At 47.4% G+C, this 17,266-nt stretch carries 13 protein-coding genes, 2 tRNA genes and 1 pseudogene; 4 read left to right on the top strand and 12 right to left on the bottom strand.

The annotated features are described in order from the left end of the window. Nucleotides 1–3 precede the first annotated feature (3 nt). Together MHUN_RS00335 and MHUN_RS00330 are read right to left on the bottom strand one after the other, a co-directional pair. On the bottom strand, nt 4–2,115 hold the full coding sequence (locus tag MHUN_RS00335) for a SpoIIE family protein phosphatase (protein ID WP_158498117.1): 2,112 nt from the start codon (nt 2,113–2,115) through the stop codon (nt 4–6). 23 nt (nt 2,116–2,138) lie between these two features. Further along, the gene (locus MHUN_RS00330) at nt 2,139–2,525 is read right to left on the bottom strand and encodes a protease inhibitor I42 family protein (RefSeq protein ID WP_158498116.1); all 387 of its coding nucleotides are present in this window, start codon (nt 2,523–2,525) and stop codon (nt 2,139–2,141) included. A gap of 172 nt (nt 2,526–2,697) precedes the next feature. On the opposite strand from MHUN_RS00330, the gene MHUN_RS00325 reads away from it, so the two are divergent. The 3 genes from MHUN_RS00325 to MHUN_RS00315 all read left to right on the top strand — a co-directional run bounded on the left by MHUN_RS00325 (nt 2,698) and on the right by MHUN_RS00315 (nt 3,981). Beyond that, nucleotides 2,698–3,432, top strand: coding sequence for a proteasome assembly chaperone family protein (locus MHUN_RS00325; RefSeq protein WP_011447133.1), 735 nt, complete (start codon nt 2,698–2,700; stop codon nt 3,430–3,432). Between the two features lie 5 nt (nt 3,433–3,437). Next, on the top strand, nt 3,438–3,833 hold the full coding sequence (locus tag MHUN_RS00320) for a DUF473 domain-containing protein (RefSeq protein WP_011447132.1): 396 nt from the start codon (nt 3,438–3,440) through the stop codon (nt 3,831–3,833). Nucleotides 3,834–3,906: 73 nt separating this feature from the next. Next, nucleotides 3,907–3,981, top strand: a tRNA-Arg gene (locus MHUN_RS00315). Between the two features lie 17 nt (nt 3,982–3,998). Here the strand turns inward: MHUN_RS00315 and MHUN_RS16965 are convergent. The 9 genes from MHUN_RS16965 to MHUN_RS00270 form a co-directional block, all read right to left on the bottom strand. Next, a complete protein-coding gene (locus tag MHUN_RS16965; RefSeq protein WP_011447131.1) occupies nt 3,999–4,784 on the bottom strand; it encodes a hypothetical protein in 786 nt (261 codons plus the stop codon). Nucleotides 4,785–4,847: 63 nt separating this feature from the next. Then, complete coding sequence (locus MHUN_RS00305) at nt 4,848–5,276, bottom strand: NusA-like transcription termination signal-binding factor (protein ID WP_011447130.1); 429 nt, start codon at nt 5,274–5,276, stop codon at nt 4,848–4,850. Between the two features lie 9 nt (nt 5,277–5,285). Next, a complete protein-coding gene (locus tag MHUN_RS00300; protein WP_011447129.1) occupies nt 5,286–5,573 on the bottom strand; it encodes a 50S ribosomal protein L30e in 288 nt (95 codons plus the stop codon). An 11-nt stretch (nt 5,574–5,584) separates the two neighbouring features. Continuing rightward, nucleotides 5,585–6,775 (bottom strand): DNA-directed RNA polymerase subunit A'', encoded by a 1,191-nt coding sequence (gene rpoA2, locus MHUN_RS00295; RefSeq protein ID WP_048067662.1) that lies wholly within the window; start codon nt 6,773–6,775, stop codon nt 5,585–5,587. Nucleotides 6,776–7,545: 770 nt separating this feature from the next. Beyond that, on the bottom strand, nt 7,546–10,206 hold the full coding sequence (locus MHUN_RS00290; protein ID WP_011447127.1) for a DNA-directed RNA polymerase subunit A': 2,661 nt from the start codon (nt 10,204–10,206) through the stop codon (nt 7,546–7,548). Between the two features lie 14 nt (nt 10,207–10,220). Beyond that, the gene (gene rpoB / locus MHUN_RS00285; protein WP_011447126.1) at nt 10,221–12,041 is read right to left on the bottom strand and encodes a DNA-directed RNA polymerase subunit B; all 1,821 of its coding nucleotides are present in this window, start codon (nt 12,039–12,041) and stop codon (nt 10,221–10,223) included. Further along, nucleotides 12,041–13,597 (bottom strand): DNA-directed RNA polymerase subunit B'', encoded by a 1,557-nt coding sequence (locus MHUN_RS00280; protein ID WP_011447125.1) that lies wholly within the window; start codon nt 13,595–13,597, stop codon nt 12,041–12,043. Before MHUN_RS00280 ends, rpoB begins: the two co-directional genes overlap by 1 nt. Nucleotides 13,598–13,615: 18 nt before the next feature. Then, the gene (locus tag MHUN_RS00275) at nt 13,616–13,867 is read right to left on the bottom strand and encodes a DNA-directed RNA polymerase subunit H (RefSeq protein ID WP_011447124.1); all 252 of its coding nucleotides are present in this window, start codon (nt 13,865–13,867) and stop codon (nt 13,616–13,618) included. A gap of 64 nt (nt 13,868–13,931) precedes the next feature. Beyond that, a tRNA-Lys gene (locus tag MHUN_RS00270) sits at nt 13,932–14,005 on the bottom strand. Between the two features lie 281 nt (nt 14,006–14,286). Here MHUN_RS00270 and MHUN_RS00260 point away from each other — a divergent pair. Next, a complete protein-coding gene (locus MHUN_RS00260; RefSeq protein WP_011447123.1) occupies nt 14,287–15,462 on the top strand; it encodes a hypothetical protein in 1,176 nt (391 codons plus the stop codon). Nucleotides 15,463–15,591: 129 nt separating this feature from the next. On the opposite strand, the pseudogene MHUN_RS00255 reads toward MHUN_RS00260, so the two are convergent. Beyond that, nucleotides 15,592–17,177: pseudogene (locus tag MHUN_RS00255) on the bottom strand (ATP-binding protein). Nucleotides 17,178–17,266 lie beyond the last annotated feature (89 nt).

Here is a 17,266-nt window from a genome sequence, read left to right as displayed (position 1 = left end):
GGATCAGACTGCCCTGAAGAGGATAAGAGTGATGTCATCTGACTGGGGAGCATCTTTTGTAAACTCTTTGATGGATGTCTTTATTGCATTAATGAGTGCGGAAAGATCAAGGTCACGGTTCTGCATTAAAACCTCAGTAAACCGTTCTATTCCATACTCCTCTCCATCCTTGTTCATCGCTTCGGTAATACCATCAGTATAAAGCGCAACCATATCTCCCTTCTTCAAATCCACCGTTACCGAAGCAAGGTCAATATCATCGATGATTCCAAGGGCGATCCCTTCAGCCTTTAAAAGGGTTATATCACTCTGGTCTCCTCCGGTCAACATCAGGGGAGGATTATGGCCGGCATTAACATAGGTGATCTGCCGTTTCTTTGAGTCGATAACCAGGTAAAAGAGCGTTACAAACATACTGGCCTTGGAGTCACGACAGATAAGCGTGTTTGCCTCAGTGATTGCACTTGCAGGAGAGCTTTTCCAGGTAGCACTTACCCGGATTAGGGTTCGGGAGAGTGCCATGAACAGTGCTGCTGGAACACCTTTCCCACTCACATCGGCAATAACCAGCCCCCACTGATCATCACCAACCGGGATAAAGTCATAAAAATCTCCTCCAACTTCAAGAGCCGGGCTTGAAAATACCGCAAGTTCCATACCAGGAATATCAGGAACGTTGTCTGGAAGGAAACTCTGCTGAATTCCCTGGGCAATCTCAAGTTCACGCGTAAATCGCTCCTTCTCTGCGGTGGTTCTCCGAAGTTCTACAATATAATTGCGAAGGTCATTTGTCATCCGGTTAAAGGCGCCGGCCAGCTCCTCAAACTCATCACCAGTATGTATCTCAACCGGAGTCTGCAGATCCCCATTCCCGATTCGTCTGGCCCCTTCACTTAGTATCATAACAGGACCGGTAATGATTTTAGAGAAGAATATTGCAATACCCGTCACTCCGATGAAAAGGAGAAAGAAACTTGTAATAAGGATTTTTTGCAAAAAGGACATCTGTTCGGTGATGTGTGAATGGGTTTCTTCACTTGCCAGGCGGATGACTGAACCGGTGATATGAGCAGGTCCGATTACCTGTTCTACCGGTACGACAAGGCCAATGCTCCATCCGACACTTTTTACCGGTGCATAGGCGATATACTTGTCACCTTCTGCAAATCTGCACCGACTGACACCGGAAAGACCCCTGGTCATCTCTTCTGCAACCTTTCTGAGATCTTCATTCGTACTCTGAAGAAGATTCTCTGTCTCGTATGACTTATCCCACCTGGTCTCTCCAGCGCTCAGACCAGGTCTGGAGAGAATATCCCCCCGCTGATTTATCAGAAATGCATATCCGTCTTCACCAAGCTGGGTGGTGATAATCCGGTAGTTAATCGTTTCAATAGTAATATCAGAACCAATGACCCATGTCCGGGTTTTATCAGGACTGTGAACTGCCTTCGAACAGGTGATGGTAAGACCATTTCCTAAGACATCAACATACGGATCAGACCATACGAATTGCGAACTATTCACCGCTTCCAAAAACCAGCTTCTGGATCGTGGTTCAAAGGTAGGATCAACTCGTGGAGTCCAGGGGAAGATGAAGGTGATCCCTGAAGAAGAGGTAACATACAATGCAGTGAGCCGGTTATCTGCATGGAAAAGGGTATTGAAAACAGGCTGGAATGAACTCAGTGCCATGATTTCATCCAGAACGTGTTCTGCTGTCACTCCGGGAGAAAGATGGATGATACCCGTCTCACCTGGTTTTGCGGGCTTTATATCACGGGTATACCACGTAACAGGAGTCACATTATTTTCTTTGATCATCACTTTTCCATAGTCATTGAGGACATTCATCTCGGAAATGATCCGTTCAAAGACCATATCGGTGATCTCTGCCTGGTCTTTTACAAGCCGGAGAAGATAGATCTCTGCATCCTCTTCCAGAGCGGTTGTGCTCTCACCTATGGCTTGTTCCCCAAGAGCAAGACTGGACTGTGTTGCATAGGCTCCCAGATTCCCCATCACAATCCATGATATACCGCCGATAATGATGAAGATGAGACTGGTGAGCAGAACCATTATCAGCAATAATTTTCCAGCGACTCCAATTCTCATTCTTTTCATAAGATCATATTTTCTTACAGAACCGTTACGGTAATTTTATGCTGGATAGTTTCCAGATTCCATGACAAATTTCTCGGTCGCAGATATCCGACAAAAGTCTGAATACCGGGTGAGGTTGCACACACCATCCATTCCCGGGTTCCGGAGACTTCAACTGGAATACCGGGTGGAAAGGGAGTGTACCGGTCGCCAGTGACAAATAATCCCTCAGTTACTGAGACACGCCAGTACCTGCCATCCTCCGGTGTCCAGGGGTATGAAACCATCATGGTATCTCCAACTGACAGAATTACATCTGATGTACTTTCATTTGCATACACATCAGGTGGTTGCCTGAATGATTCCGGACGAACGGTAAATCCGGCTTCAGGCCGGACACAACCGGACAAACAAAGGATCATTATGAGAAGCAGATAGATTAAAATCGGTGTTTTTACCGTTTTTAGATACCACCTGTATTCCGGCATTATCATCAGTAGTAAGAAAAGTACGTCCTGCAGGGTTAAGTACCGTTTGATATGTGCCTCATCCTGCTGCGACAGACCTATCTTCTTCTTTCTCCTATTTTGATATATGACCCCCAGCCAGATACCTGACGTTCTCGTTCAGGCCCGGCCCCTCACTTCCGAAGGGTCCGCAATTTTGATCGGATTTCCGGGAAGTGGTCTTGTAGGAAGTATTGCGCTCTCTTATTTAGTTGAAAAACTCGGGTTTGATTCCATCGGGACAATGACCAGTAAATATTTCCCGCCAATGGCAATGATGTCAGAGGGTGTCATTGCTGTTCCGGTGAGAATTTATGAAAAGGGTAAGTTTGTTGCTATTCTTGCCGACATTCCTATTCATCCCCAAATATGTTACGAAGTCTCAAATGCCATTCTTGACTGGCTCGCTCCTTATAATGTATCAGAAGTCGTAACGTTGGCTGGTATTATTACAAATGAGCCGGAAAAGCGGGTTTTCTCAGTTGCTACAGAAAAACCCCTTCTGGACAGACTTGGTGACTCTGCAATCAGGCTCCCTATTGGTAGTATTTCCGGTATTGCCAGCAGTATACTCACCGAGTGTAAGATACGAGGGATACCGGGTATTGGCCTTTTGGGAGAGACGATCAATGCACCAGATCCCAGGGCTGCTGCAAAAACGGTGGATGTACTGAATATTCTGTATAATCTGCAGATTGAAACGTCAGGCCTTATTGAACAAGCTGAAGAAATTGAAGCGCAGATGCACAGACTGGCAGAAGATGTCCAGACCGCTGAAGAGCAACCAGTCAGGAAAGAACCGCAACTGCCGATGTATGGGTGATATCCATGGAATGTATTGCACTTACCGGGATTTTTCCCCAGGTTATCGAAGAACTGAAAAAAGGTATTCCACGGACTATTGAACTTACCAGTGCACATAATGTTATCTCACTGACGCAGGTGACACCAGGTTCACTCATTTTTCTGACAACTGTTGATTGCGAAGATGTTACTGTCGGTGATACAGGAATTATCGCTGAAGTCATCTCCGTTGCAATTACCATGAAACATACCGTTGAATCAGGGTCAGGATATCATATCATGGAGCGCGAAAAACTCGCTGCACGGGTGAAGCTCAAATTCCTCTCGAAAACCACCATTCGTGCAAATGTTACCAGATGTTCAATTACCGAACCAAGAATTGTTGATGTGGTCAGGCCGGTTGCGTACCATGCAGGGTGAAAAACTCACCATCCTCTTTATTCATACGCTACTATTATCTGGTACTGGTGGAAATAAAATAAGGCACATCTTTGGGCCTGTGGCTTAGCCAGGATATAGCGTCGGGCTTCTAACCCGAATGTCGGGGGTTCGAATCCCTCCAGGTCCGCTCGTTTTTAAAAAAATTTAGAGGTACATGTATCGACTGATACGAATGACCTTATCATAGAAATGATACATTGTACCGTCAATAAATGACACATCTGCAGCGATTCTGTCCATACAATTATTTGTCGCGGTAAAAACAACCTCATCTCCGATGTTTTTTCCAAGGCTCTGTGTCTCTTTTGACCCGTCCGGACCGATCCGGTGAACCTGTAAAGTTTTTATCATATTCTGACCGAATCCACCCCTGAACTGAACCTCAATTCTGCTAATATCGACATTTGCCTGGATGACTACAGATTTGTTCACAGGAATTTCCTGAACAGGATCAGGTTTCAATGAGGGAGAACGGGCAATCTCTTCACAGGGATCCACAGTCGGAGAATAATCTGCAGGACAGATACCCCGGATATACTGCATCTTCTCATTCAGAATGACATAGCTCATACCGTTTTTAAAATTGGCTGTGGCAATTACCTGGTCGCCACACCCTGACCCTTTGAGCATGACCGAATCACCAACAACATTTCCGATTACTCCTGAGTCTTTGGACCCGTCCGGGTGAATTACCTCGACCTGTATTTCCTTAAGTAATCTCTGTCCATGCCCGCCTCTGAAAATAGCGGTTGTATACTTCCCTTCCTGATTCAGTTGAACTGATACCGTCAGATTTGCAGGAGGCTGAACCGTTGTGACGGGGACCGGGAAATCCCCAGTATCACATGCAACTGATGAAAATCCGGCTAAAATCAGGACCAGTGTTGCACCGATCAGGACCCATCTCCATGTTCTCATATGAAGAGCCATATGAGTGAATCCTACTGCCACCTATTTCAAGATTATGAATGAAAAAAGTAAGATGCTGTCCGGTTATTCAATAATGATATTTTGAATATCGTGTTCTCTTAATGCCAGCATCTTGGTCCGGTTCAGGTTTTTTCCTGCCTTCCCAATTGCACGGCCACGATCTTCATCCCGGATGACAACATGGGCGATCTGCTCGCCATGATAATCTGAAAACTGTACCTCTTTCACCTGGGCCGGATGGAAGCAGTTCCTGATGAACTGTGCCGGATCGTCAGAATACTCCACAGCCTCTATCCTTTTCCCGAAAGATTCTGATGCTTTTTTAATATTGACGCCTTTTTTCCCAATCGCGTATCCCATATCGCCGGGATTTACAATGAAAATGAGACGGTCATCGTCACCATCATCAATAACATCGCGACTTCCTGCCCCTGTGATTTTTTCAAACTGGGCGATAAGTGCGATTGTTTCTTCATTCAGGACTACTCCCATGCAGCCTCGTTACCGGGAAAGGGTAAGAATGTCAGAGTCACCGGACTCTTCGATTGCTAGTGCGCTCACAATAAAGGGCTTACCACAAGCACGACCAAGCTGGACGCCTGACCCTTCATAGGTATACGTCTTTACTCCATCCTTACCGGAGAGATAACCGGAAAATTCTGCAGGGCAGTTTGCCGCAACGACGACAAGCTTTGCAGATCCCTTCTCAATGCTGTCCTTTGTCTCGTTCTGACCGAGGATAACCTTCCCAGTCTTAATTGCACGTCTCAGAGATGTATTGAAATCCATATCAGATACCCCTATACTTTCTGCTTTACTACTAATTTAACATCCCCTGTTCCAAGCTGAATTGGCTGACCAACAATGACATTCTCAGTCACACCACAGAGGATGTCAGCTTCATGGGCCACTGCCGCATCCAGGAGATGATTCACGGTCACTTCGAATGCTGCACGGGAAAGAACAGATTCCTTCTCTCCGGCAATACCGTGACGTCCGATTTGCTTTACTTCACCTTCCATGCACATCATATCTGCAACGAGCATGATGTGGCGCACATCGACCATGATACCCTGTTCGGAGAGAGTCGCAAGTGCTTCGTTGATGATGGCATTTCTGGCGGCTTCGACACCAAGAACTTGTGAAATCTCGTTTATGTTGTTCGTCCTGGTCCTGGTTGTATCAACACCACGGATGGCAAACACATCTTTCAGGTTGGAGCCTTCGGTGTAGAGAATGTATTCTCCGGACTCCTTTCTGACGACTACACGTTCAATGTCATCAATACCCTGAACGATAACATTCCGGACATGTTCTTTGAGCTGGAACAGGTTCTGATAACTCCCCCGATCCTTGGGGATGAAGATGAGCAGCCCTTCAGACTCATTCGTCTCAAACTCAAAATCACGATAATGTCTTCGTTCCTTGATCTTCTTTGGAGCGGTCTCAAGGATCTCCCTGACTGATATCTTCCGTTTCTCACAGACCGCTTTGTTGACATGAACCACGATCTGCATATTTGCCATGTCAGTGGTTATATCTCCAAACTCCTGAAGCGGAGCTGCCTCAATCTGCCAGGATACCTGCCGCGCTTTATCACGGTCAGTTGAGTACCCCTCACGGAGATAGATGGTCATGGTCGGGGTGGATGGTTCCTTCCTGGCATCCATGATCTCAATCAGACGGGGAAGACCTAAGGTAACGTTAATTTCAGCCACACCCGCGTAGTGGAAAGTACGCATCGTCATCTGCGTACCCGGCTCACCGATAGACTGGGCTGCAACAACTCCGACCGCTTCACATGGTTCTATCCTGGTGTGCTTATATTCCTTGACCATCTGGGCGAGAATCTTGGCATACTGCTCGTCTGTTACAATCCGGGAGGGATCAGTCAGACCCTCAATCTCACGTCCGATGATAATCTTGGCAAGAGTGGTATTGGTCCGGTGCGGAAGACCTATGGCTATCAGCTCAAAGAACCGTTTGGACATCCGCTGGGTAACTTGTGGGTGTTCGACAAGTTCATTCAGGGAAGAGAGGTGATCCCGGAGTAAAGCGCGGAATTTATCCTGCTCAAACCGGTTCAGGCCCTCAAATGCCGCTGCATCGACCCAGTCAGGAATCTTAATCTCTTCTTCAGGAACAGCCTTCCTGACCGTGAAGACTTCCTGCTCCATGTCAGCTGGAAGCGGAAAGGTCTGCATGACCCAGTCTTCAAAATCGCCCTTTTTGAGAAGATTGGTCAGAAATACCGTGTATTGTTTCTGAGTAAGCCTGAAGTTCGGGTTTTCCTGGCGTTTGATATCCTTTATTCTATCCTTAAGGATCTTCTCAATCCGCTCGGGGATGGAGTTAATCTTCTCAATAGTCATCTGGTAGTCAGAAAAGTGCTCCCTGACTTCCATTGATTTTTTATCCAGTGTAGTAAGTCGCGGACGGGCTGTGGGAGTAATGATGGTCTGAGGGAGGATTATCGACTCATCATCATCTGATGATACCACGAGAGGAGAGAAACTCTCTTCGAGCCAGTCATAGAATTTCTCTGCATGGATGAGATCTTCCATCTTGGCAATAAACATCTGGTCATCGATAGTATCTTCTGCCTCCTCATCCTCTTCCTTCATCCGGTACTCAACCATCTCGATGAGCACTTCACGAATATGTTCCGGAACATCATCTGGGAATTTTTTCTTGACTTTGTGCTCTTCAAAGTACCGGAGAACTGCTGCTGCAGCTTCTGAGGGGATCATCAACTCTTCCATCAGATCTCCTCCTTGAGGACATTACTCACAATTCCTTCGACATCCACCGGTTCACCAAATGAACTCTTCATAGGATCGGTAGAATCCTCACCATATTCGAACTGGATGATTCTGCCTCCGGTGGTTCTGACGGTCATATCATAGGCTACTTTCAGGTCCTGCAAAGCGTTAATCATCCTCCGCTGGAGATAACCAGACTGGGATGTACGGACCGCAGTATCCACCAGACCCTCACGACCTCCAATTGCATGGAAGAAGAATTCAGTCGGGTTCAGACCGGATTTGTAACTGTTCATGACAAACCCATGAGCCATTGCTCCCCGGTCATGTTTCTTGAAATGGGGAAGGGTCCGATCCTCGTACCCTCGCATGATACGCTCACCACGAACCGCCTGCTGACCGACACAACCGGCCATCTGGGTCAGGTTCAGCATCGAACCTCTGGCACCGGAGACCGCCATGACCACGGCAGAATTCGACAGACCAAGGTGTCTGCCTGCAATCTCTCCCGTATTATCACGAGCTTTTCCAAGAACCTGCATGATCTGCATCTCAAGGGTCTCTTCCGGAGTTCTGCCAGGCATGGGTTCGAGCTGGCCATCCTCAAAGATCTGAATACGACGCTCCACATCCTGGGCGGCACGTTCAAGAACTTCACGAATCTGGCCATAATCGCTCTTGGAGAGATCTTCGTCATCGATAGCAAAGGTAAACCCGTCATGCATAATTGCCCGAATCGAAAGACGGGTCATGTCATCGATGAAGCGTGCAGCTCGTTCATATCCGTACTGTCTGATGATACGGTGGAGAATTGCACCATCGAATGCACCAACCGCTTTTTTATCGATAACACCGGATATTAACTCACCATCGATGATCTGCACATATGCATCACGTTCACAATCAACCCGCTGGCATTCATCACAGCCCTTACAGGAGGATGCACGGAATACCATGTTCAGATCTGCCGGGAGGATCTTTGAGAATATCTGCTTGTTGGACCAATATTTCACGCCATCCTCTACTTTCCCTGGTTCACCGAGACGATCAATCTTGTTATTTTTGAGAAGATCGATGGTCTCTTCCTTCGTAAACCACCGGAGTGTGTGGGTCAGAAGGAAGATACCGGAGATGTGGTCATGGATACCCCCGATGATCGGTCCGCCAAAACGGGGCGACAGGATATTCTCCTGCACTGCTGCGAGCATGGCTGCTTCAACCCTGGCCTCTTCGGTCTGCGGGATGTGCAGGTTCATCTCATCCCCATCAAAATCCGCGTTATAGGGGGGACAGACTGCCGGATTCAGACGAAATGTCTTGCCATCCATAAGCCGGACCCAGTGGGCCATAATTGACATCCGGTGGAGGGACGGCTGTCGGTTAAAGAGCACAATATCACCATCACGGAGATGACGCTCGACAATCCATCCAACGTCTATCTGATCGGCAACAAAGTCAAGGTTCCCGTCATCTGCCCCGGTACCTTTTACCAGACGGATACGACGCTTGTCAGGCCTGATGACATAGTTTGCACCACAGGGGGATTTGAGGTTTGGCCGATCAGGTCCGACCCTGACAATCCGGCGGAGTTCATCTATATTAAAAACCGTGACCTGAACCGGAATGGTCATCTCATTCGCAATCTTCTGGGGGATACCCACTTCATTGACCGAGAGGTTTGGATCCGGAGAGATAACGGTACGGGATGAGAAGTTCACACGCTTACCAGATAAACTTCCTCTGAAACGCCCGTCTTTTCCTTTCAGACGCTGGGAGAGGGTCTTGAGCGGACGGCCGGACCGGTGACGTGCTGGCGGACATCCAGCGACCTCGTTGTCGATATAAGTTGTCACATGGTACTGGAGAAGTTCCCAGAGATCTTCAATGATCAGCTGGGGTGCTCCTGCATCCTGGTTTTCCTTGAACCGCTGGTTAATCCTGATGATATCAACCAGTTTATGCGTCAGGTCGTCCTCTGAACGCTGACCATTCTCAAGAATAATGGATGGCCGCATGGTGACCGGGGGAACCGGAAGCACGGTCATAATAGTCCATTCAGGACGTGCCACGCTGCCTATAATACCCAGTTTCTGCAGGTCGTCATCAGGAATCTTTTCAAGACGTGCTCTGATATCTGCCGGGGTAAGTTTATTTTCTACTTTTTTGCCCCGTTCGTCGGTCGTGATCTCGGCAAATGTGGTTGGCTTTTCAAAGTTGATCTTCAGCTGCTGCTCACCACAGTGCGGACAGATACGCTCCTTCTTCACATCCTTCTCACTGACCGAGTCACTTCCCATCTCTTCTTCTGGTCCGATGATCTTCTCGATCTCTTCATCAGACAGAAGCAGACGGCCACACTCTCTGCAGGTAACACGAAGCAGTTTTCGAATAAGCCGAGTATACCCGACGTGGATGACCGGCTTTGCCAGCTCGATGTGACCAAAGTGTCCGGGACACTCACCTGCTTTCTGACTGCAGGTCTTGCACCGGAGACCAGGATCAATCACACCCAGATGCAGATCCATCAAACCCTGGGGATAGGGGAACCCGTCATCGTCGTACGTATCCGCCCAGATGATCTTTCTGACACTCATCTGTCGGATCTCTTTCGGGGAGAGGAGACCAAACTCGATCTTCCCGATCCGTTTAGGACTTGGCATTGCTTCTCTCCTCCTTATACAACATCCTCGAGGTTGAGACGGGGAGCAATGGTCATACTCTTCATCTCATCAAGGAGTAATTTGAATGCATACGACATCTCAACCGGGTAGATATCAGTCTCGCTGCCACAATTGAGACATCGGGTAATATTCTGTTTCCGGTCCAGCATGGCAACCATACCACACCGTGCACACACATACTCGGTGACCTTGTCGGACTCTTCAAGCAGACGTTCTTTCAGGGCCATGGCTGCTCCATGACCGATCATAACATCACGCTCCATCTCTCCGAAACGCAGACCTCCTTCACGGGCACGACCTTCAGTCGGCTGTCTGGTCAGAACCTGGACCGGACCTCTGGAACGGGCATGCATCTTGGATGAGACCATATGATAGAGTTTCTGGTAATAGATGACACCGACGTAGATATCTGCAAGGAATCGTCTTCCGGTGATACCGTCCCACATGGCTTCACGACCGGTGTGTGAGAACCCGAACTTTTTCAGTGATGCACGAAGATCCTCTTCACGTTCTCCGGAAAAAGCTGTACCAGCAATACGACGTCCTTCAAGAGAGCCGACCTTCCCACCAAGCATTTCAAGCATGTGACCGATAGTCATTCGTGACGGAATTGCATGAGGATTAATGACCAGGTCAGGAGTCAGACCGCCCGCGGTGAACGGCATGTCAACACTCGGAGTGATAAGCCCTACGACTCCTTTCTGCCCGTGTCGTGATGCGAATTTGTCTCCAACTTCCGGAATACGGAGATCACGGGTTCTGACCTTGACCAGTTTGGAGTTGTTCTCTCCTTCGGTCAGAATAACAGTGTCAACAATACCATGCTCGTTGGAACGCATGGTCACGGAGGTATCACGGCGCTTTTCTACGGTAATCAGCTCAGACGTTGGTTCTTCAAGGAAACGCGGCGGAGAAGTCTTTCCGATAATGACATCCTTCTCTTTGACAATGGTTTCTGGATTGATGATACCATCATCGTCAAGGTTGGCATAATAATCAGATCCATGTGCTCCTGTCACGTCTTCGTCAGGGACCTCAATACGGTCAATCTGACCACCAGGATACCGGCGTTCTTCTCCTTCATATGTTCTGAAAAAGTGTGAACGTCCGACACCACGGTCGATTGATGCCTTGTTGAAGATCAGGGCATCTTCAATGTTATAGCCTTCATAGGAGAGGATTGCAACAACAAAGTTCTGACCTGCAGCCCGGTCATCTGAACCGATAACATCAGAAGTCTGCGTATATACCAGAGGTTTTTGAACATAGTGGAGAAGGTGACCACGGGTATCAGGTCGGAGCTTCATATTTGCACAACCAAATCCCAGTGCCTGCTTGACCATTCCGGCTCCCATGGTAACACGGGGAGATGCATTGTGCTCAGGGAATGGTACATGAGCTGCCCCGATACCGAGGATGAGAGAGGGATCTACCTCAAGATGAGTGTGTTCAGGAGTGATATTCTCTGGTTTGATTGCAATATTCAGGTCTTCTTCCTCTTCTGCATCAATCAGTTCAATATATCCCTTTTTGATAAGATCAACAAACTCTATCTCTTTATTTTTCAGTTTTTGAATTTCCTCTTCAGGAATGGTCGGGACGCCATTTTCAAGCACAATAAGAGGTCGCCGTGCCCGCCCGCGATCGGTGTGAATGATAATATCGCCGTTAAACTCCTTGTACGAGCAGTTTACCTCGGTAGAGATGACACCCTGCCTCCTCAAGGCACGAATTTGAGTTACAAGAGCTTTCGGATCATCTACCAGACCGATAAGTGCTCCATCAACGAACACTCTTGACTGTGTGGAAATCATCAAATCTCAACTCCTATCCTCTCTACACCCATACCATAGAGCATCCGAATAATCTCTTCATCTGAATGGACGCCTTTACTAATCTCCACCATCTGGGCAAAATTTTTCACCAGACCACAATTTGGTCCTTCAGGAGTTTCGCTTGGACAGATACGACCCCACTGGGTTGGGTGGAGATCACGAGCCTCGAAGTGCGGCTGGGAACGGGAGAGGGGAGATATGACTCTGCGTAAGTGTGAAAGGACACTCATGTGATCAACGCGGTCAAGCAGCTGTGACACACCAGTTCTTCCTCCGACCCAGTTACCGGTTGCAAGCGGATGAAGGAGACGCTCAGTCAGCACATCTGCACGGACTGCGGTGGCGATCGAGAGGTCGCGGTGCCTCATGCTGGCACGTTCCAGCTGATACTTGACATCACGGGTCAGCCGGTTCAGAGAGATACGGAAGAGGTCTTCCATTAAGTCACCGGCCAGTTTGAGCCTCTTGTTTGCATAATGATCCTTATCATCAATACGCCGCCGGTCAAGAACCAGATCAAAACATGCCTCTGCCATCCGGCCAAGGAAATGAGCCTTTGCAAGCCGGACAGAATGCACAATTTTCATACACTCTTCATCCTCTTCGTTCACTGTACGGGGCATCAGGTAATTGAGGTGTGGCAGAAGATAATTATCAAGAACAAACTCTGCACGTTTGCGCTGATAATCGCGAGTCTGGTTGGGTGCCAGCTTCTTCCCGACGTACATGACACCGCATTCAACGGTCTCACATTCGCTCTCCTCAAGATTCTGCATCATGAACGTGAGGATCTCTTCATCGGTTGAGACAGCACGGACGATATCAGCATCGCTGGTCATACCAAGGGCCCGCATCATATCAACAAACCGAAGATGACCGGCAACCGACGGGAAGGTAACTTCAAGCAGGTTTTTGCGGTTCCGCTCTACAACGACCAGGGCACGGTACCCACGAAACTGGGAGAACACCTTGGCAACGTAGATACGCTCATTGTACCGCTCGGTATATTCTGTCATGATCTTGTTTGAGGCAAGATCTTCAAGCGTCATGAGCACACGCTCAGTACCGTTCACAATAAAATAGCCACCCGGATCAAGGGGATCCTCTCCATGAGAAGTCCGCTCCTCATCTGTCATGCCATACAGATTGCAGGCAACTGAGCCCACCATGATCGGTAATTGTCCGATAGTTGCAGTCACCGGCTCATGTCTGACTCCTCCCTGAACAAGAGTCAGGTCAAGCTGAATCGGTGCTGCATAGGTGATGTTTCGCAACCGTGCCTCACCAGGATAGAGTTCGGACTGAGAACCATCCGCTTCACGGACCAGTGGTTTTAAAATTTTCAGATCTCCAAGTTCAACAGAGACCGGTTCATTCCCTTTCCCCCGTGTTTCAATATCCGTCTCAATTACCCGCTGCTCATCAACGACCTTCTGGAGATTGTTGAGAAGAAAATGATTGTATGAGTCCAGCTGGTGACGGGCTACATGTTCACGGGAAAAGTAAGCCTGAGAAAGTATACTTAAATCAATCAACAGATCAGCCCCGGAAGGTTATTTTTTGGGTCGTCTTACTACCAGACGATAGGATTCTGCTCGGCCGGCAGTCATACTTTTTCGGACGATTTTAATTACGTCACTAATTCTGGCCCCTATTGACAATACTGCCGGATCATCATGATAAATCTTCGGCAATTGTTCGGGTCCGATCTGGTATCGAGCATAAAGATTTTTTACATCTTCTTCGCTCATGATACTGTGTTCTGGTACCATCTCATGTTTCAGTACGTTCAGCTCGGCGGACACGCCATACCCCCTGGAAACGCGTTTCGGTAAAAAGTCTGCACAAAAGACCACAACTGTCGTGGAGCGGGCTCGAGGGGATTTGAACCCCCGACCACCTGGTTAAAAGCCAGGCGCTCTGCCTAACTGAGCTACGAACCCCGTTAGTCACTGATCTGTAGCACTATTAGAAGGATGTTTTACAATATAAATATTGCTCAGTTTTTTCATGATTGCTTATGCATAATACCGATGAGAAAGGGATATCTGTCCTCATGATACAGGATATTAAAAATCAGGTGCTGCGCGGGAATAACTTATATCTGTCATCATGGTGTAGTTTTAAAGGAATTGTCCGTCTCCCCTACTGGAGAAAAATAATCAGGATGATTTTTAGTAAAATACCATACCAAACAGAATATGGAGGATAGTGTCAGGGAATAATGGATGATCTCGCACAATGGATAGAATCTCATCATAAATTATGTCAGCCGCGAAGAGAACATGCTCAACGGGCACTCCGGCATCTCTCGCGACTTGAGAAGAAAAATCTCTTTTCTGACGAAATATCCTATATGCGATCAGCAGAGGGGCGGTGGTTTGAGATGATCGCCTATGAGCTCTTTCTTGACATCGCAGACAAGACCGATGCCATCAAGACCGTCGTCCTCAAAGGAGCAGACGTGAAGGGAAGAAATCCCTACCCTGCCCTTGGTCAGAATGGCTTTTTTTATTCACGGAATGGCGATATCACCATCAGGGGAAATGGCCAGGATCTTGCAGAGTTTGATCTGCTGATGACAAAGCCGGATGGATCGGTCATTTTTGTTGAGGTAGTCACATCTCCCTCTGACCTGAAGGATTTCCTCCAGGAGATATATTATAAGAAACAGGTGATCAGGTACCTGTTTAACCAGAAAGCGGTAACCTTCATCCTCGTAACCTCATTTCCCCTGACAAATTACAAGGGGGGACGAAAAGTCCTTGGATCAGAGGAGCATATCTCACTCTGCACCCGTTCATGTGATAATTTCAGAAAACATATCGCCGGAACATGGAATAAACAGTCACAAAAACCTTTCCTGCCGGTTGGTAAGACCTGTTTATCCACCGATTTGAATACCGCCGCACCTTTTCCCTATAAACAATTTCATGATTTGGAGCGGGAATGGGTATTTACCCATCTGGGCGGAGAAGGAATCATTGATCTTCCCTCACCATACCGGACACATACACTGGTAAAGAAGATCCTGTTTGGAAGACTTTTTCCCTCAACTGCCAAACGATTGTGTGAGCGGTACAGATTTGTATACCGGGATAAGGAGTATACTGCAGATGATCTGCAGGCCCAATTTTCTAAGATCATTCTTGCGGCCGATATTCCTGATTACAGCCCTCTGATATACTTAAAGCCAAGGCAGAAGAAGGAGTATTACAAAATGGTCTTTGATGGTCAGGGGACATTCAAGTATGAACGGAAAACCCCACCGAAGGTAGGATTTTATATATGGCTGGAATCCCTTGAACCTGAACTTGGATACCAGGTTGCAATACGGCTTATCGACGAGTTGTCTCATTATTGTTTCTCAGCTCCGGTGAAACAACCGCCTGGGTCGTAATTGCCGGGAAGTGTCAGATATGGGGACCAAAGTAACTCTATTTCGTAAAGGCCATAAGGAGTTGACCTAAAAACCGGTGGATGAATAGTCTGATAGCATTTTTTTAGAGAGAGATAGTTATGCCCCCGGTCACATCCCAAATATCGTAACCTTCCTCCCCTGATGCTCTATTATTTGATTAAAAATCTTCTCATCCCAGCTCTTCTTTGTATCCCGGTCAAATATGAGCAGGTACACCTCTTCTGCTCCGCACCGGTCAGCATACCTCATCACCTGATCAAGACCTTTGCTGATGGTGGCTTCTCGGGATCCATATACTATCTTGCATTCAATGACAAACCGCTGGTATGTCCCATCTGGCAGACACCAGAGGATGAAAAGATCTGTCCTGCCTTTGCCCAAGCCATATTCCCGTGTTATCTGACCGCCCCCGTTCACTATCCGCTGGAGGAATGCCTCAAGGATGAGTTGAGGAGCAGCTTCTTTATACTGGGCGATTTCAGTCCAGCTTTCGGAGTGCTCCCGGAAAAATTGTTGGAATGAGACCAGGAGATCATGGACCCGGATGCTTCCATTCTTATCGATATACCATGCTGCTTTCAGAGACATACCAGACTGGGCAGTATAACTGAGTTCCCGGGGTATTATCTCCTGGTATATCGGGTTTGAAATTGCCAGAGCTCCTCCCCTTTCCGGGGTTATAAGCCCGAGATCGACAAGGTAATAAATATCATCAGATTTCAGGTTCTCTTCAAATATCTCTCCGGTAAGTATCGGTTCAATAACTCTCCGGACTCGTTCTTCCTGGAGTTTATCCACCAGCTGATCAAGATGGGTCTCCCTTCTCTGGATAAGTCGCTCTTTCGCTTCCATGACAAGGGACTGTGTTATTGGATTGGAGCGGTTCTTTCCCCCCTCAATTTTAAAACAGACCTCATATGCAAGGGCATTGACAAGCCAGGGCTGACCTCTCGTCAGGTTCCAGACTGAGGCAAGGGCTTCATCTTCAAAAACCTGCCCGGTCTCTGTGGTATGTTCAAGAAAAAGTGTCCTTGTCTCATCTTCGGTGAAATTACCTAACCGTAAAGATTCTGCTTTTATATTAAATGCACTTCCACCGGTGATGACTGATTTGTCTTTATCGGAATGGATACGATAGTCACGAAAATCACGAACTCCACAGAGGATGATGGATGATGGAAAATGAAGTGGACGAATATCATATCCAGATCGAATCTGCCTGAGAACAGAAATTAATGTATCACCCACAAGTGTATCGATCTCATCTATCATCAGGATAAGTGGTTTATCCAGTCTGTTAGACAATCTGTAAAAAAGGTTGTCATGGCACCAAACGGGCCATTATCAAGAATTATCTGCTCAAGTTCCCCAGATGAGATAAGATTTGGAAATTGAATCTCCATTCTCTGAAGCATCCCATACAGGATAGCCCGCATTGCTAACGTGACATCTTCCCTCGCAGCCTGGCCTGCTTCAACATTTGTATAGAGTGCATATTACCGCCCGTCTTTATTGAAGTATTCAGCACATGCAAGAAGACAGGAGGTCTTCCCACTTTGTCTTGGCGCATGGAGAACAAAATACTTCTCCTGGCTAATGAGAGTAAGTATTTCTGGCAGATTAAACCGGCTAAGAGGTGGGAGACAATAATGTTTCTCACAATTTACCGGTCCGGCGGTATTAAAGAACCTCATCATATATATCTTTACCCTGATACCAGAAAACTTCTCCCTGTGAAACCCGTCATATTATCCTGAAAATAAAAAATCCAGATAATTTTTAT

The organism is Methanospirillum hungatei JF-1, assembly GCF_000013445.1.
In the GTDB taxonomy this organism is placed as follows: domain Archaea; phylum Halobacteriota; class Methanomicrobia; order Methanomicrobiales; family Methanospirillaceae; genus Methanospirillum; species Methanospirillum hungatei.
This window is presented reverse-complemented; position numbering and strand designations above follow the sequence as displayed.

Bases quoted from the DNA above. Each gene is read 5' to 3' on its own strand.
- MHUN_RS00335 (WP_158498117.1), bottom strand. From the start codon at position 2,115: ATGAGAATTGGAGTCGCTGGAAAATTATTGCTGATAATGGTTCTGCTC.
- MHUN_RS00330 (WP_158498116.1), bottom strand. From the start codon at position 2,525: ATGATCCTTTGTTTGTCCGGTTGTGTCCGGCCTGAAGCCGGATTTACC.
- MHUN_RS00325 (WP_011447133.1), top strand. From the start codon at position 2,698: ATGACCCCCAGCCAGATACCTGACGTTCTCGTTCAGGCCCGGCCCCTC.
- MHUN_RS00320 (WP_011447132.1), top strand. From the start codon at position 3,438: ATGGAATGTATTGCACTTACCGGGATTTTTCCCCAGGTTATCGAAGAA.
- MHUN_RS16965 (WP_011447131.1), bottom strand. From the start codon at position 4,784: ATGGCTCTTCATATGAGAACATGGAGATGGGTCCTGATCGGTGCAACA.
- MHUN_RS00305 (WP_011447130.1), bottom strand. From the start codon at position 5,276: ATGGGAGTAGTCCTGAATGAAGAAACAATCGCACTTATCGCCCAGTTT.
- MHUN_RS00300 (WP_011447129.1), bottom strand. From the start codon at position 5,573: ATGGATTTCAATACATCTCTGAGACGTGCAATTAAGACTGGGAAGGTT.
- rpoA2 (WP_048067662.1), bottom strand. From the start codon at position 6,775: ATGTCCAAACGGTTCTTTGAGCTGATAGCCATAGGTCTTCCGCACCGG.
- MHUN_RS00290 (WP_011447127.1), bottom strand. From the start codon at position 10,206: ATGCCAAGTCCTAAACGGATCGGGAAGATCGAGTTTGGTCTCCTCTCC.
- rpoB (WP_011447126.1), bottom strand. From the start codon at position 12,041: ATGATTTCCACACAGTCAAGAGTGTTCGTTGATGGAGCACTTATCGGT.
- MHUN_RS00260 (WP_011447123.1), top strand. From the start codon at position 14,287: ATGGATGATCTCGCACAATGGATAGAATCTCATCATAAATTATGTCAG.